General features: G+C 62.4%; 16 protein-coding genes. 9 read left to right on the top strand and 7 right to left on the bottom strand.

What is annotated here, in order from left to right; all coding sequences use genetic code 11:
* The first annotated feature begins 60 nt into the window (after positions 1–60).
* The 7 genes from NKH49_RS27035 (at position 61) to NKH49_RS27005 (ending at position 7,133) form a co-directional block, all read left to right on the top strand.
* Complete coding sequence (locus NKH49_RS27035) at positions 61–1,221, top strand: D-alanyl-D-alanine carboxypeptidase family protein (RefSeq protein WP_352928696.1); 1,161 nt, start codon at positions 61–63, stop codon at positions 1,219–1,221.
* 64 nt (positions 1,222–1,285) lie between these two features.
* A complete protein-coding gene (gene tmk / locus NKH49_RS27030) occupies positions 1,286–1,960 on the top strand; it encodes a dTMP kinase (RefSeq protein WP_352448921.1) in 675 nt (224 codons plus the stop codon).
* Positions 1,957–3,012: a DNA polymerase III subunit delta' gene (locus NKH49_RS27025; protein ID WP_352928694.1), complete on the top strand. Its 1,056-nt coding sequence runs from the start codon at positions 1,957–1,959 to the stop codon at positions 3,010–3,012. The genes tmk and NKH49_RS27025 overlap by 4 nt, the downstream gene beginning before the upstream one ends.
* A 122-nt stretch (positions 3,013–3,134) precedes the next feature.
* Positions 3,135–4,721 carry a methionine--tRNA ligase gene (gene metG, locus NKH49_RS27020; RefSeq protein ID WP_352928737.1) on the top strand — a complete coding sequence of 529 codons (1,587 nt, stop codon included), beginning with the start codon at positions 3,135–3,137 and terminating at the stop codon, positions 4,719–4,721.
* On the top strand, positions 4,721–5,515 hold the full coding sequence (locus NKH49_RS27015; protein WP_352928692.1) for a TatD family hydrolase: 795 nt from the start codon (positions 4,721–4,723) through the stop codon (positions 5,513–5,515). The genes metG and NKH49_RS27015 overlap by 1 nt, the downstream gene beginning before the upstream one ends.
* Before the next feature lie 3 nt (positions 5,516–5,518).
* Positions 5,519–6,337: an MBL fold metallo-hydrolase gene (locus tag NKH49_RS27010; protein WP_023675062.1), complete on the top strand. Its 819-nt coding sequence runs from the start codon at positions 5,519–5,521 to the stop codon at positions 6,335–6,337.
* A gap of 205 nt (positions 6,338–6,542) precedes the next feature.
* Positions 6,543–7,133, top strand: a complete 591-nt coding sequence (locus NKH49_RS27005) for a hypothetical protein (protein WP_352928690.1) — start codon at positions 6,543–6,545, stop codon at positions 7,131–7,133.
* Between the two features lie 102 nt (positions 7,134–7,235).
* On the opposite strand, the gene NKH49_RS27000 is transcribed toward NKH49_RS27005, so the two are convergent.
* Genes NKH49_RS27000 through NKH49_RS26985 form a run of 4 tightly spaced genes read right to left on the bottom strand, consistent with a single transcriptional unit; the run spans position 7,236 to position 9,858 of the window.
* Positions 7,236–7,790 (bottom strand): DUF2076 domain-containing protein, encoded by a 555-nt coding sequence (locus NKH49_RS27000; RefSeq protein WP_352682718.1) that lies wholly within the window; start codon positions 7,788–7,790, stop codon positions 7,236–7,238.
* Between the two features lie 32 nt (positions 7,791–7,822).
* Positions 7,823–8,530 (bottom strand): Bax inhibitor-1/YccA family protein, encoded by a 708-nt coding sequence (locus tag NKH49_RS26995; RefSeq protein WP_352448927.1) that lies wholly within the window; start codon positions 8,528–8,530, stop codon positions 7,823–7,825.
* Positions 8,531–8,554: 24 nt separating this feature from the next.
* On the bottom strand, positions 8,555–9,328 hold the full coding sequence (locus tag NKH49_RS26990; RefSeq protein ID WP_352471852.1) for an anti-sigma factor family protein: 774 nt from the start codon (positions 9,326–9,328) through the stop codon (positions 8,555–8,557).
* Entirely contained in the window at positions 9,325–9,858 is a 534-nt protein-coding gene (locus NKH49_RS26985) for a sigma-70 family RNA polymerase sigma factor (protein WP_502907949.1), read from the bottom strand. Before NKH49_RS26985 ends, NKH49_RS26990 begins: the two co-directional genes overlap by 4 nt.
* Before the next feature lie 218 nt (positions 9,859–10,076).
* On the opposite strand from NKH49_RS26985, the gene NKH49_RS26980 reads away from it, so the two are divergent.
* Positions 10,077–11,261: an amino acid aminotransferase gene (locus NKH49_RS26980; protein WP_352928686.1), complete on the top strand. Its 1,185-nt coding sequence runs from the start codon at positions 10,077–10,079 to the stop codon at positions 11,259–11,261.
* A gap of 136 nt (positions 11,262–11,397) precedes the next feature.
* Complete coding sequence (gene mazG / locus NKH49_RS26975) at positions 11,398–12,222, top strand: nucleoside triphosphate pyrophosphohydrolase (RefSeq protein ID WP_352542010.1); 825 nt, start codon at positions 11,398–11,400, stop codon at positions 12,220–12,222.
* Positions 12,223–12,228: 6 nt separating this feature from the next.
* Here mazG and hflX read toward each other — a convergent pair whose 3' ends face one another.
* From hflX to NKH49_RS26960, 3 genes are all read right to left on the bottom strand, one after another.
* Positions 12,229–13,620, bottom strand: a complete 1,392-nt coding sequence (hflX, locus tag NKH49_RS26970) for a GTPase HflX (protein ID WP_352542009.1) — start codon at positions 13,618–13,620, stop codon at positions 12,229–12,231.
* Positions 13,621–13,866 carry an RNA chaperone Hfq gene (gene hfq / locus NKH49_RS26965; RefSeq protein WP_006202172.1) on the bottom strand — a complete coding sequence of 82 codons (246 nt, stop codon included), beginning with the start codon at positions 13,864–13,866 and terminating at the stop codon, positions 13,621–13,623.
* A gap of 145 nt (positions 13,867–14,011) precedes the next feature.
* A complete protein-coding gene (locus tag NKH49_RS26960) occupies positions 14,012–14,875 on the bottom strand; it encodes a D-amino-acid transaminase (protein WP_352928683.1) in 864 nt (287 codons plus the stop codon).
* Positions 14,876–14,908 lie beyond the last annotated feature (33 nt).

Below are 14,908 nucleotides of genomic sequence, written 5' to 3'. Positions count from 1 at the left end.
AGGCAAAACCCTGATAGCTTCTGCCAACTTGCAAAAGCGCTGGCTCACTGGTCGAACCTGATGAAATCTTTTCACCCTTTCACCGGGCTTGTGGCGCTCGGCCTGCTGCTGCTCTCGCTTGCGCAGGCCTCAGCTCAGCTTTTCGAGACCAAGGCCGCCCAGGCCTTCATGATCGATGCCGAAACCGGAACCGTGCTGTTTTCCAAGGACGCCGACAGGTTGATCCCGCCGGCCTCGCTGGCCAAGCTGATGACGATGGAAGTGGCTTTCGACGCCATCAAATCAGGGCGCATGACGCTCGATGACACCTTCGTGGTGAGCGAGAACGCCTGGCGCAAAGGCGGCGCTCCTTCGGGGACATCGACCATGTTCGCCAAGCTCAAGTCGACGATCCGGCTGGAAGACCTGATCCAGGGCGTGACCGTGCAGGCGGCCAATGACGGCTGTATCGTCATCGCTGAAGGGATGGCCGGGTCCGAAGCAAACTTCGCGGCGCAGATGACCGGGCGTGCCCGCCAGATCGGCTTGCAGAAATCGACTTTCGTCAATTCCACCGGTCTGCCGGCCGATGGGCAGCAAACGAGCGTTCGCGAACTCGCGCTTCTGGCGCTGCATATCTGGCGCAACTACCCGGATCTCTACCGCTATTACGGCCAGAAGGATTTTACCTGGAACAAGATTTCCCAGAGGAACCGCAATCCGCTACTGGCCATGGACATAGGCGCCGACGGGCTCGCGGTCGGTGCCAGCGAGCAATCCGGGTTCGGCATTGTCGGCTCGGTCAGCCACAACGGCACAAGGGTGATCGCGGCGATGAGCGGTCTGGCAAACGACCGTGAGCGGGCTGAGGAAGCGCGAAAGCTGCTCGACTGGGGCGTTCGCTCCTTCGAGAAGACTGAAGTATTCGCCAAGGACGAAGTGGTTGGCGAAGCCCAGGTCTTTGGCGGCGCCAAGTCCGGTGTCGCGTTAAAGGTAAAAGGACCGGTGCAGATCTTCCGGCCGATCACCAACCGCGACAAGCTCACCGCCAGGATCGTCTATGACGGACCGGTGGCAGCGCCGGTGGAGGAGGGGCAGCCGGTGGGTACGCTGCGCGTCTGGATCGGCGATACGCTGAGCCAGGAGACGCCGCTGTTTGCCGCCGAGTCGATCGGTGTCGGTTCGCTGCCGCAGCGCGCGCTCGACGCCGCCAAGGAACTGGCCGTCGGCTGGCTGCGTTAGCACCGTCGCGGTGGACCTTTTTTTCCGCCGGGACTATACGGTCCCCGAAGTATGGACAAAGGCTTTGGCGCGCGGATTTTTCATCACTTTTGAAGGCGGCGAAGGAGCAGGCAAGTCGACGCAGATCGAGCGGCTGGCAAAGAAGATGCGCGCCAAGAAATACGATGTGCTGGTGACACGTGAGCCGGGTGGCTCGCCGGGCGCGGAGGCGGTCAGGCATGTCCTGCTTTCAGGCGCAGCCGAGCCGTTCGGCCCCAAGATGGAAGCTCTGCTTTTCGCCGCTGCGCGTTCCGACCATGTCGAACAGGTCATCCGGCCGGCAGTCGAGCGCGGTTCGGTCGTACTTTGCGATCGTTTCATGGATTCCTCGCGCGTCTACCAGGGCGTCACCGGCGGCCTCGACCCGGCATTCATGGACGCATTGGAGAAGGTCGCCATCAACGGCATGGTGCCGGACATGACACTGATCTTCGACATCGACCCCGCCGAGGGCCTGAGGCGCGCTACCGCCCGGCGGGGCAGCAGTGACGGACCGGACCGCTTCGAGAAAGAAACATTGGCCATCCACCAACGCCGGCGCGAGGCGTTTCTCGCGATCGCCTCAGCTGAACCCGAACGCTGCGTTGTCGTCGATGCCTCAGCCGACCTAGATGCGGTGGAGGATGTCGTTACCGCCGCGGTCTTCGCGGCTCTCGAGAGGATGATGCCGGCGCAAAGAAGGCAGGCGGCGCCAGCATGATTTTCGAACGCATCGCGCCCGAACAGCACGACACGCTGGACGGGGTGCCCGAGCCATCCGAGACGCCGCGTCTTGTCGGTCACCTGCAGGCGGCCAACATGCTCGCCACCGCTTACCGCTCGGGAAAGCTGCCGCACGCACTGATCTTTGCCGGACCGGTTGGCATCGGCAAGGCGACGCTGGCCTTTCACCTGGCGCATCATCTGTTGAAGCACCCGGCCTTCGAGCAGGCGCCGGAAAGCCTTGCCGTTCCAGATCCGGCTTCGTCGCTGTTTCGACAGATCGCCACCGGCGCGCATCCTTCGGTGCTGCATCTTACACGCCCGGTGAACGACAAGACCAAGAGCTTCAAGACAGTGGTCACGGTCGACGAAATCCGCAAGGTCAGCCGTTTTCTGTCGCTGACCTCGCACGACGGCAGCTACCGGGTGGTTATCGTCGATCCCGCCGACGACATGAACACCAATGCTGCCAATGCCTTGCTGAAGAATCTTGAAGAGCCACCCGCGCGCACCTTGTTCATCCTCATCGTCCATGCGCCGGGCAGTCTGCTGCCGACGATCCGGTCGCGCTGCCAGATGGTGCGGTTGGCGCCGCTCGATGCCGAGAGCTTGATGACGGTTCTGGAAGGCATCGAGCCGCCGCCGCCGGAGGATCCTGGGGCGCGCGCGGCGCTGGCGGAGCGGGCAGGGGGCAGCGCGCGCAATGCGATCCTGTTGACGCAGTATGGAGGGCTCGAAATCGCCGCCACCCTCGACGCCCTGGTAATGTCCAAGAAGATAGATGTCGCTGGCGCCTACCGTCTTGCCGAGGCGGTCGCCGGCCGCGACCAGGCGATCCCGTTCGAGATATTCAATCGCCGTGCGCTTGATCTGCTGTCGGCCGGCGCCAGCCAGGCCGCGCTCGCCGGCGATCTCGCGCGAGCCAAAACGCTGTCGGATACTTGGCACGCGGCTTTGAACGCTATATCTGAAACCGAGACCTACAACCTCGACAAAAAGCAGCACGCCCTGACCATGATCGACCGCCTGAATTCTGCAATGCGAATGTGACGGCCGCTGGCGTGGCTTTTGAAGCCCCTGAGTATTGATTCCCAATCAATCGCAGGAACTTCGAAGCCACCACATTGGCGTCGGATGGCAATTGCCGTTTCGATGCGATATCTCACCGCGACATCTTTCATTCAGACATTCATGACGGCTCATCCATGGCACGCGAAAAATACTACGTCACGACGCCGATTTTCTATCCGAACGGCAAGCCGCATATCGGCCATGCCTACAATGTCATCGCCAGCGACACGCTGGCCCGCTTCCAGCGGCTCGATGGCAAGGACGTCTTCTTCGTCTCGGGAACCGACGAGCACGGTTTGAAGATGCAGCAGACGGCGGACGCCGAAGGCCTGACGCCGAAAGCGCTTGCCGATCGCAACTCGGCGATCTTCCGCTCGATGCTCGAAGCGACCGGTTGCTCGAACGACGTTTTCATCCGCACCACCGAAGAGCGTCATTACAAGGCCTGCCAGGCGATCTGGACGCGCATGGCTGAGAATGGCGACATCTACCTCGACCGCTACAGTGGCTGGTATTCGGTGCGGCAGGAAGCCTATTTCGACGAGGCCGAAACCAAGGTCGGTGACGACGGCGTGCGCCGCGAACCGCTCGGCTCGCCTGTCGAATGGACCGAGGAAGAGAGCTATTTCTTCCGCCTTTCCGCCTATCAGGACAGACTGCTCGCGCTCTATGAGAACAGCCCCGAGTTCGTCGGACCGGCGGAGCGGCGCAATGAAATCATCAGCTTTGTCAAATCCGGCCTGAAGGATCTGTCGATCTCGCGCACCACATTCAAATGGGGCGTGCCGGTGCCCGGCGATGAGAAGCATGTGATGTATGTCTGGGTCGATGCCCTAACCAATTACATCACCGCCGCCGGTTATCCGGATCCGACCAATGAGAGATGGTCTTTCTGGCCGGCGAACGTCCACGTCATCGGCAAGGATATCATCCGCTTCCACGCGGTCTACTGGCCGGCATTCCTGATGTCGGCCGGCATCGAATTGCCGAAGCGCGTGTTTGCGCATGGTTTTCTGTTCAACCGTGGCGAGAAGATGTCGAAGTCGGTCGGCAATGTCGTCGACCCGTTCGCGATGATCGAGCACTACGGCCTCGACCAAGTGCGCTATTTCTTCATGCGCGAAGTGCCGTTCGGCCAGGACGGCAGCTACAGCCATGATGCAATCGTCAACCGCACCAATGCCGACCTCGCCAACGATCTCGGCAATCTGGCGCAGCGCTCGCTGTCCATGATCGCCAAGAACTGCGGCGGCGCGGTGCCTAAGCGCGGCGAATTGAGCAATGCCGACAAAGCGATCCTCGATCAGGCAGATACCGCCCTTGTCACGGCGCGCAGGACGATGGCCGACCAGGGCATCCACTTTGCTCTGGCGGCGATCTTTGGCGTGGTGGCCGAAGCCAACCGCTATTTCGCCGGGCAGGAGCCATGGGCACTGAAGAAGACCGATCCGGCGCGCATGGAAACGGTACTGTGGACGACCGCTGAGGTGATCCGGCGTGTCGGGTTGCTGTGCCAGCCCTTCATTCCGCAGTCGGCGGCAAAGCTACTAGACCTTTTGGCGGTGCCGGCCGGCAGCCGTAATTTCGAGCATGTCGCGGAAGGCCATTCGCTGGTATCCGGTACGCCGCTGCCGGCGCCGGAACCGGTATTTCCACGCTATGTCGAGCAAACGGATACAAGCGCCTGATGCTGGTCGACAGTCACTGCCATCTCGACTTTCCGGATTTCGCCGAAGAGCGGGCGGCCATTGTCGCCCGCGCCCTAGCGGCCGGCATCGGCCGAATGGTGACGATCTCGACGAGGGTGAAGCGATTTAACCAAGTGCTTGAGATTGCAGAGACTTTCGATGAGGTCTATTGCTCGGTCGGCACCCATCCGCATAATGCGGCCGAAGAGCTTGATGTCACTGTCGATGATCTGGTGCGGCTCTCTGCTCATCGCAAAGTGGTGGCGATCGGCGAGGCCGGACTCGACTATTTCTACGATTATGCGCCACGCGACGCACAGGCGCAGGGCTTTCGCACCCACATCGCCGCGGCGCGCGTGACCGGTCTGCCGCTGGTCATCCATTCGCGCGACGCCGACGACGACATGGCTGATATCCTCGAAGAAGAAACAGGGAAGGGCGCCTTCCCCTTCATCCTGCACTGTTTTTCGTCGGGGCACCGGCTGGCCGAGATCGGCGTGGCGCTCGGCGGCTACGTCTCGTTTTCCGGCATCCTGACCTTCAAGAACTCCGCCGAGCTGCGCGCCGTCGCCGCCGATGTGCCGCGCGACCGTCTGCTGGTCGAAACCGACGCGCCATACCTGGCGCCGATCCCGTTTCGCGGCAAGCGCAATGAGCCCGCCTATGTCGCGCATACAGCCAAGGTGCTGGCCGAGACGATCGGCGTCAGCGATGCCGAGATCGCTAATATCACCACGGATAATTTCTTCCGGCTGTTCAGGAAAATGCCGCGCCCGAGCGCGCCGGGCGCCTGACGCATGAGCGACCGGTTACGTCTTACCGTCCTCGGCTGCGGCTCATCGCCGGGCACGCCACGCATCACCGGCGACTGGGGCAATTGCGATCCCGCGAACCCCCGGAACCGGCGCACGCGCACCGCAGCGCTCGTCGAGCGAATCGCGGCGAGTGGCGCCCGGACCACGGTCGTCATCGACACCGGCCCGGATTTCCGCGAGCAGATGCTGCTGGCATCGGTCAAGCGCATCGATGCGGTGGTCTATACACATCCGCATGCCGACCATATCCACGGCATCGACGATTTGCGCGGCTTCGTGCTCGAGCAGCGCCACCGGATCGACATCCATGCGGATCAGGCTACCATGCTGCGCCTACGTGAGGCGTTCCGCTACTGTTTCGAAACACCGAAAGGCAGTTCGTATCCGCCGATCGTCAACGCCCATATCATCGACCACCACAGGCCGGTGGTGATCGCAGGCGAGGGCGGCGCCCTCACCCTCGAACCGCTGCTGCAGCTCCATGGCGACATCACCTCGCTGGGTTTCCGCATCGGCGGGCTGGCCTATTGCCCTGACGTCAGCGACTTTCCGGAGGCGACCGCCAAGCGTTTGCGCGGGCTGGACATGCTGGTCATCGACGCGCTGCAATACACCGTCCATCCGAGCCATCTGTCGCTTGGCCAGGCGCTTGGCTGGATCGAAAGACTGGCGCCGAAGAACGCGGTGCTGACGCATATGCATGTTCCGCTCGACTACGCTACGGTAATGGCCGAGACGCCGGCCAACGTCGAGCCTGCTTATGACGGCATGACGATCGAAATCCCTTACGAATCAGCGTGAAAGACTAAGTTTTTACGTCCTGGGTTCCCGAGTTGGATCTCGCGAGGTGCTAGCTTCACGTCACATCCAATCGGCCATGCCAGTTCCATAATCTATCTTATGCGACTAAAGGCTATAGCATCCGTTGGCGGCGAGATTAGACCGTTCACTCTTAGACATTCGCAACAGCGCTGTGGGGGCAACGGGCATGCTAGGATTGCGAATCATGAAGACGCTTCCGCTGCTTGCAGGTCTTGCCCTCACCCTCGCCTGCGCGCTCACCGATGCGCGAGCTCAGGATGTCAGTCGTACGCCAGGCGAGAACGACCTGGCTTTCGCCAAACGTGTTGTTGGGTTCGCCGACAATGCTGATCCGCACACCACAGCCGTGAGCTGGAACGGCCTCCAGACACTCTTCGTCGATTACCAGACCGCCGAGGAATATCCGGAACGCCCGCTCGTCGCGCTGCAACGGCTAGCTGACAACAGATATCGCGCAATCCAGGTCACGCTCGGTTTACAAGAGGGCGACACACCGGACATCGCGCTCGGCCTCGCCAACGCCGACCACGACCCGGCAAAGGAACTGATCGTGATACTTTCCTGGGCTCAGATGCACTACGATGTCGAAGGGACGCTCTACGAAGTTCGCATCTTCGATGGCCCCAAGCCAGGCCAGAAGGCGCTGACTCAATTGAAAGCGAGCCGGAAGTTCGACGCCACATGCGACTGCCATTGGCGCGACGGCACAACGAAGCACTTCCGCTTCAAGACGATCGCAGCGGTCAAGGCTGAACTGAAGCGCCTGGGTTATTAGCCGCCGGCGAGGGCTCGCTTCCCGGATGTTGCCCTCGCCATCTCGCCTATGCTTACCCGCAATCGTCCCCAGCGCCGGTACAGGCACAGTCTGGGTCGCTCATCAGAACTCCATATCACCGAAGTCACCGCCATTGTCGGAGCTGGCATCGCCTGCCTGATCGGCTTCGTCCGGCTGCGGCGTCGGCTGTTCAGCTGCCTTCGCTTCGCTGCCGCCAAACACGCCGGCGATCGCGTTGCCGAGCAGCACGCCGCCCGCCACGCCCATCGCGGTCTGCGCGGCGCCGGCAAGAAAACCGCCGCCTGCCCGCTGTGGCGTGTCCTGCGGCCCTTCAGTTGCAACGGAGGCGGTGCGCCCTACCCGCGGAACCGAGCCTGAGCGCCTGCCGTCGCTGCGGCCGAAGAAGCCGCTGAGCGGTCCACCGCCGGCCGGCTGCCGCGCCTGCTCCTCCAGTTCTTCTATGCGCGCCTGAGCTGCGTTCAGGGCCTGCTCCTGCACCACGATCGTCTGGGCCATGTAATATGGCGCCCCAGGCTGCTGGGTGATCTGGTCCTGGATGAAGCGCTCTGCTTCGGCATCGCGCGGGGGCGCCTGGCGCTCGGCGCTTGCCAACTTCTCGAAGAGCTGTCCGATCGCTTGCTGATCGTTTCTGTCCATGATGTCCAACTCCGGTCTTGGTTCAACGCCGGCTATTCGCGCTCGCCGGTGAAGTTCAACAGCAGTTGGAAGATGTTGATGAAGTTCAGATAGAGCGAGAATGCACCGAAGACAGCGAGTTTCTGCTGTGATTCCGCGCCGAAGTTTTCCGCATACTGCTCTTTGATCGTCTGGGTATCCCAGGCGGTGAGGCCTATGAAGACGGCGATGCCGATCACAGAGATCGCGAATTGGAGCGCGGTCGAGCCCAGGAAGATATTGACGATGCTGGCGATCACCACGCCGATCAGGCCCATGATCAGGAACGACGAAAACTGCGTCAGGTCGCGTTTGGTCGTGTACCCGTAAAGGCTGGTCGCGCCGAACATGGTGGCGGCGATGAAGAAGGTGCGTGCGATGCTGGTGCCGGTAAAGACCAGGAACACGGAAGCCAGCGACAGGCCCATGACCGCGCAGAATGCCCAGAACATCGCCTGGGCGCCGGCTGCCGACATCGCCTGCATCCGAAACGAGAACAAGAGCACAAAGGCCAGCGGGGCCAGCATCACCACCCATTTCAGCGGTGTGGAGAAGATCGGCACGTAAAGAGCGGGCGTGGAAGCCACCACGAACGCGATCACGCCCGTAACGACGAGGCCAAGGCCCATATAGTTATAGACGCGCAGCATGTGCCGGCGCAGGCCTTCATCGTAGACGGCTCCGGCTCGGGCTCCGGCCCCGATATATCCGAGATTGTTCATGTGGTTCTCCTTCTTGCAGGTCGATCAGTAAAGCGTTTTGGCGAGCGCTTCGGCCGTGCGATCGAGACCGCCGACATCGCTGCGTCCGACGACCGCGTAGGCGACCTCGCCGATCTGGAAATAAGCCGAGGAAACTTCGCCCGAGGGAACGACGGTCGGCTTGACGACGTCGAATGTTCCGGGCCTGATCGCGAACAACGAGACCAGCCCCATCTCTTTCGTCTCGACAGCCATCTCGACGCTCGGTCCGAATTGCGATGGATAGATCTGCACGTCACGGACCGTCCAGTCCGCCGGCAGCGATGGCATCACGATCGCCGTCGCGGCGCGGATTTCGTCGGCATTGTAGCCGGGTGCTTCGGGTTGCGACGACATCGCCTCGCGCACGAGCGTCGTGCGGTGCGCCCGGACCGCGTCCTCCACATAGGCCGGCGGATGGGTCGAAGCGACGACTTCCGTCACCGATATCGGTCCGATGAGCCCGTTCGCAAGCCAGCCGGCAGCGACGAAGACAGCAACTGCCGCAGCTCGCTGCAAAGCACCAAGGACGCGGCCGCGCGCCAATCCCCGCTCCAGCCGCCGTGCAGCATCGGCCGTCGCGGGCCGCGCCATGCCTTTCGATCCGGCAAGCGCCACGCGCAATTCGTCACGCATCCGTAAGTCGGACATCACCCGCGCGGCCGCGTCCGGGCGGGCCGAAAGGAACGCCTCGACCTCGATGCGACGAGCCACGTCCAGCTGATCGTCGACATAGGCGTCGAGATCGGTGTCGGTGACGGGATCGCGCAGTTGGTTCATGATCCACCTCCGACGATCTTCAGATGGCCTTTCGCGCGTGCCGGCACCGCGTCCTCCATCTCGCGCAGGGTCGCACGCGCCCTGCCGATGCGCGACATCAGCGTGCCAAGCGGCACGCCACTCACCTCAGCGGCCTGGCTGTAGCTAAGCCCCTCGATGGCGACGAGATGCAACGCCGAACGCTGCTCCTCCGGCAATTCGAAAAACGCTTCGCGCACCTGCGCCAGACGGACCGAATGTTCCTGCGGCGCCGGGACATTCGCCTCGGCGAGATAGCCGGCCTGTTCGATGCGCATTGCTTCGGATTTGCGGGACCGCAGACCGTCGATGAATGCATTATGGACGATCGACAGCAGCCATACGCGAAGATTTCCGCCGGAGCGGAAGCTGCCGCGTCGCTCATAGGCACGCACCAGCGCATCATGCACCAGATCCTCTGCATCGGCGCTGTCGCGCGTCAGCGAGCGTGCATAGCGGCGCAGCGAACCGAGCTGTCCCAGAATATCGAAGCGTGGCATCGGCCGTTTCATGTCCTGTTTACGGAGCAGGTCGGGATGTTAATCCCGCTCTCCCCGAAATTTTCTTACGGCTCGCCGCGTTCTCGTCCTGGGAGATATCGGGCCCGCTCTCGCCCGCCAGATAGTATCCGCCGCCTTCGAGGCAAACCGGCGCCGAGTTGGCGCATATGAAACTGCTGGCAAAGCACGGCCGGTTTGCGTATCACTCCGCCGCCAACGGAACCTTATCGATGTTCGAAAATCTCCAGCCCGCGCCTGCCGACAAGATCCTGGCCTTGATCGGCCTCTATCGCGCCGACCCGCGTCCCGACAAGGTCGATCTTGGGGTCGGCGTCTATAAGGATCGCGACGGCAAGACGCCGGTGATGCGCGCGGTGCGCGAAGCCGAAAAGCGGCTGTTGCAGGGCCAGGATACCAAGACCTATCTCGGCCTTGCCGGCGATACCGCCTTCAACGCGGCGATGGCCAGGTTGGTGTTCGGCCCAGCCGCCGACATGACGCGCATTCGTGCGGCGCAGGCGCCAGGCGGCTCCGGCGCGCTGCGGCTGGTAGCAGAGCTGCTGAAAAGGACCCGCACCGACGCGATGGTCTGGCTGTCGGATCCGACCTGGCCGAACCACATGCCGGTGATGCGCGCCGCTGGCCTGCAGACACGCGAATATCCCTATTTCGACGCTGCTTCTGGTGCGGTTCGCTTCGACGACATGCTGAATGCATTGAGAACCGCGAATCCTGGCGACGTCGTATTGTTGCATGGCTGCTGCCATAACCCGACAGGCGCCAATCTAGACATCTCGCAATGGGCTGCCATTGCCGATCTTGTCGTTGAGCGCGGCCTGCTGCCCTTTGTCGACATCGCCTATCAGGGCTTTGGCGAGGGACTTGATGCGGATGCCGCCGGCTTGCGTCTTCTGGCGGCAAAAGTTCCGGAAATGGTCGTTGCCTCCAGCTGCTCGAAGAACTTTGCCGTCTATCGCGACCGAGTCGGTGCAGCGCTGATCATGGCGAAAGGTGGCGCGCAGGCGGATTTGGCGATGGGCCAGATGCTGTCGGCGGCGCGCGCCATGTATTCGATGCCGCCGGACCACGGCGCGGCGGCGGTGCGCATCGTGCTTGAAGACCCCGCATTGCGTTCCGACTGGGAGGCAGAGCTTGAAGAGATGCGGCTGCGCATGCTGCGGCTGCGCGTCCAGTTCGCCGAGGCGCTGCGGCGGCAGTCCAACTCCGACCGTTTCGATTTCGTCGCCAGCCATCGCGGCATGTTTTCCCGGCTTGGCCTGTCGGAAGCGCAAGTCGAGCGGCTGCGCGCCGAGCATGCCATCTATATGGTCGGCGACAGCCGCATCAACGTTGCCGGCCTGCCCGAGGACGGCATGGATGCGCTCGCCAAGGCGATAGTCTCCGTGCTCGACTGATGCTTTTGCTAACTAGGATCTTCCGGAAACCGGCTTCCACTTTCGTATCATGGTCTGGCGGCCCGTCTGTGGACAAGGCGCCCTCACCGGCTGAAGCCGTTGGCCGCACAGCCGTGTACAGGATAGCGTTTCCCAGATGAAACCCTCGAAAGACATTTCCCGACTGATCGAGATCATGGCAGCGCTGCGGGCGCCGGAAACCGGCTGCCCGTGGGATATCGAGCAGGACTTTTCGACAATCGCGCCGTACACGATCGAGGAAGCCTACGAAGTGGCGGACGCCATTGCGCGTGGCGATCTGGACGATCTGCGGGATGAACTCGGCGATCTCCTGCTGCAAGTGGTCTACCACGCGCAAATGGCCGAGGAGGCCGGCGAATTTTCATTCGGCGATGTGGTCCTGGCCATCACCACAAAAATGATCCGCCGCCACCCCCATGTCTTCGGCGACGACAAGGCGCGCAGCGCCGGCATGGCCAAGGGCATGTGGGAAAAGATCAAGGCAGAGGAAAAGGCGGAGAAGCGCAGTGCGCGCCTCGCCCGTGGGCTCGACCCGGAAGACCATGGCAAGGGCTTTCTCGACAGCGTGCCGGTCGCCCTGCCCGCGCTGACCCGGGCGCTCAAGCTGCAGGAAAAGGCCGCCCGCGTCGGCTTCGACTGGAGCGAGGCGGCGCCGATCCTCGACAAGATCGAGGAGGAGATCGGCGAACTACGCGAGGCGCTGGCCAAAGGCGACACTGCGCCGATCAAGGACGAGTTCGGCGACATGCTGTTTGCGGTCGTCAATCTCGGCCGGCACCTCAAAATTGATTCCGAAGCGGCACTCAGCGGCACCAACGAAAAATTCCGGTCGCGCTTCCACTATGTCGAGCGGACGCTGCAAGCGTCGGGAAACAGCCTGGAAGAGGCGACGCTGGACGAGATGGAAGCGCTCTGGCGGCAGGCAAAAAGCGCGAAGTAAACGCCTCTACCCGTTGTTTTGACGGCGCAATCGGCTTTCGATCTCCTGCCGGGCGCTGTGTGTAGCTTTAAGCGCGACGGTTACGCTGCCATCCTCATTGTCGTCGCGCGAGATGATGTCGCCGTTGCGGTAAAGCCAGTCGACGACGCCGAGTTGGTCGGGCTTGAGTGTGACGGTGAAGGTCTCCAGTTCGCCCGACATCATCGTCTCGATGATCACCTTCAGCGCATCGATGCCCTCGCCGGTTACCGCCGATATGGCGATCGGCGGTGCCTTCTTGCCGTCAGCACCATCGGCAAGCAGCCGCGCCCGGTTGCCCTCGTCGAGCCGGTCGATCTTGTTCCATACTTCGATGACGCGCTTGCTATCGCGGGCATCGACGCCGAGATCGGCAAGGATGCGCTCGACATCTTCGGCCTGCGCGGCCGTATCGGGATCGGAGATGTCGCGCAGATGAATGACGAGGTCTGCCTCGACCACTTCCTCCAGCGTCGCCCTGAAGGCCGCGACCAGATGCGTTGGCAGGTCGGAAATGAAGCCGACCGTATCGGAAAGGATGATCGGCGTGCCGTGCGGCAGACGCACGCGGCGCAGCGTCGGGTCGAGCGTGGCAAACAGCATGTCTTCGGCCAGCACCCCTGCTCCGGTCAGCCGGTTGAACAGAGTCGACTTGCCGGCATTGGTGTAGCCGACGATCGCCACTACCGGAAATGGCACCTTCTTGCGCTTGGCGCGGTGCAGGTCGCGGGTGCGGCGCACAGTTTCGAGCTCGTGCTTCAGCTTGGTGATCTTGTCCTGCAGCACACGCCGATCCGACTCGATCTGGGTCTCGCCAGGGCCGCCGAGAAAGCCGGCGCCGCCACGCTGGCGCTCGAGGTGGGTCCAGCTCCGCACAAGGCGGCCTTTCTGGTAGTTGAGATGGGCAAGATCGACCTGCAGCGTGCCTTCCTTGGTGCGGGCGCGCTCGCCGAAAATCTCCAGGATCAGCCCGGTGCGGTCGAGCACCTTGGCGTTCAACTCTTTTTCGAGGTTGCGCTGCTGTACCGGGGTCAGCGGATGATCGACAATGACCACTTCCGCGTGGCCCTCTTTGACGATCTCAGCGAACTCCGCCACCTTGCCGCTGCCGAGCAAGGTCGCCGGGCGTGGATCGTTGACGGTCACCACCGCCGTGTGGACCAGGTCGAGGTCGATGGCGCTGGCGAGGCCGACGGCCTCGTCGCGACGAGCCTCGGCGGAACGGGTCAGGCGGGGGCGGTTGGTGTCGTCGTCGCCACGCGGCTGCCGGGTAAGCACCGGCACGATTACCACCGCCCGGGTCGGGCCGTTGGCCTCTGTCCCGGTCTGATGTGCTGGTTTTCCGCGAACGCGGCGGTCCGCGTCTTTCTCACGTGCCAATCAGGCGCCCTGGCTTTCCTCACCATCGAACATCTGAACCGGCTGGCTCGGCATGATCGTGGAAATAGCGTGCTTGTAGACAAGCTGGGAATGGCCGTCGCGACGCAGCAGAACGCAGAAATTGTCGAACGAAGTGACCACGCCGGTCAGCTTCACGCCGTTGATGAGAAAGATGGTGAGTGGATTTTTGCTCTTGCGAACTGAATTCAGGAACAGGTCCTGAAGATTTTGCGATCGTTCCGCCATTGTTCTTGTCTTTCGCCGATCCCCTTCGGTTTGCAGGCCAATGCGCCAAATTAGCCGGCACATGTCAAGCACGCAAACACCATCTTGCCGTCAGTAACGACAAGCAGAACGAGATATATTGATGTTCATTCCATCTGTGCGGTTATCAGGCTGGACTTTTTTCCGCAACGTCAAAAAAGGCCTGCCGTAATGAAACTGTTATCGAGCCCGGGTGGCCGTTGGCGACGGGAGCGCCATCGATCGCCACCACCGGCATGGCAATCGTGGTCGCGGAGCTGATGAAAACCTCGCGCGCGGCCTTGGCTTCGGCCACCGAAAAACCGCGCTCCTCGATCTTCAGGCCGAGCTTGGCGGCCACGTCGAACAGCGTCGTACGGGTGATGCCGCGCAGGATGCCGTGCTCGGCCGGCCGCGTCACCAGCACGCCATCCCCGGTGATGATCCAGGCGTTCGACGATCCACCTTCCTTGACGGTGCCGTCGACATCGACGAACCAGGCCTCCTGAGCGCCGGCTTCCTTGGCTTTCTGCTTGGCCAGCACGTTCGGCAACAGGCCGACCGACTTGATATCGACCCGATCCCACCGGTTCTCCGGCACCGTGATGATCCGGATCCCGCTCTCGGCCCGCTTCGCGGCAGCTGCAGGATCGGCTTTTCTGGCGGTCACCACCAGCGACGGCTTCGTGCCCGCTGGCGGGAAGAAAAACTCGCGGCTGGCGACACCGCGTGTCACCTGGACATAGACCAGGCCGTCAACGACACGGTTGCGGCGCACCACCTCGCGCATGACGAGCGGCAGCACGCTGCGCGTGACCGGCCAATCGATCGAGAGTTCGGTGAGCGAGCGGTTCAATCGGGCGACATGGCGCGGCATGTCGACGATGAAGCCTCGTGCCACCTCGCAGACCTCGTAGACGCCGTCGGCGAATTGATAACCACGGTCCTCGATATGCACGGAAGCTTCGGCGTGAGCGACGTAGCGCCCGTTCACATACGCAATGCGCGGCATGGCTAATCCCTGAGAGAAGTCCAGCCTTCTTAT

The organism is Mesorhizobium sp. M1088 (assembly GCF_040318575.1).
Taxonomy (GTDB): Bacteria; Pseudomonadota; Alphaproteobacteria; order Rhizobiales; family Rhizobiaceae; genus Mesorhizobium.
Note: the sequence above shows the minus strand (reverse complement) of the source record. Positions and strands in the feature narration are given on the sequence as shown.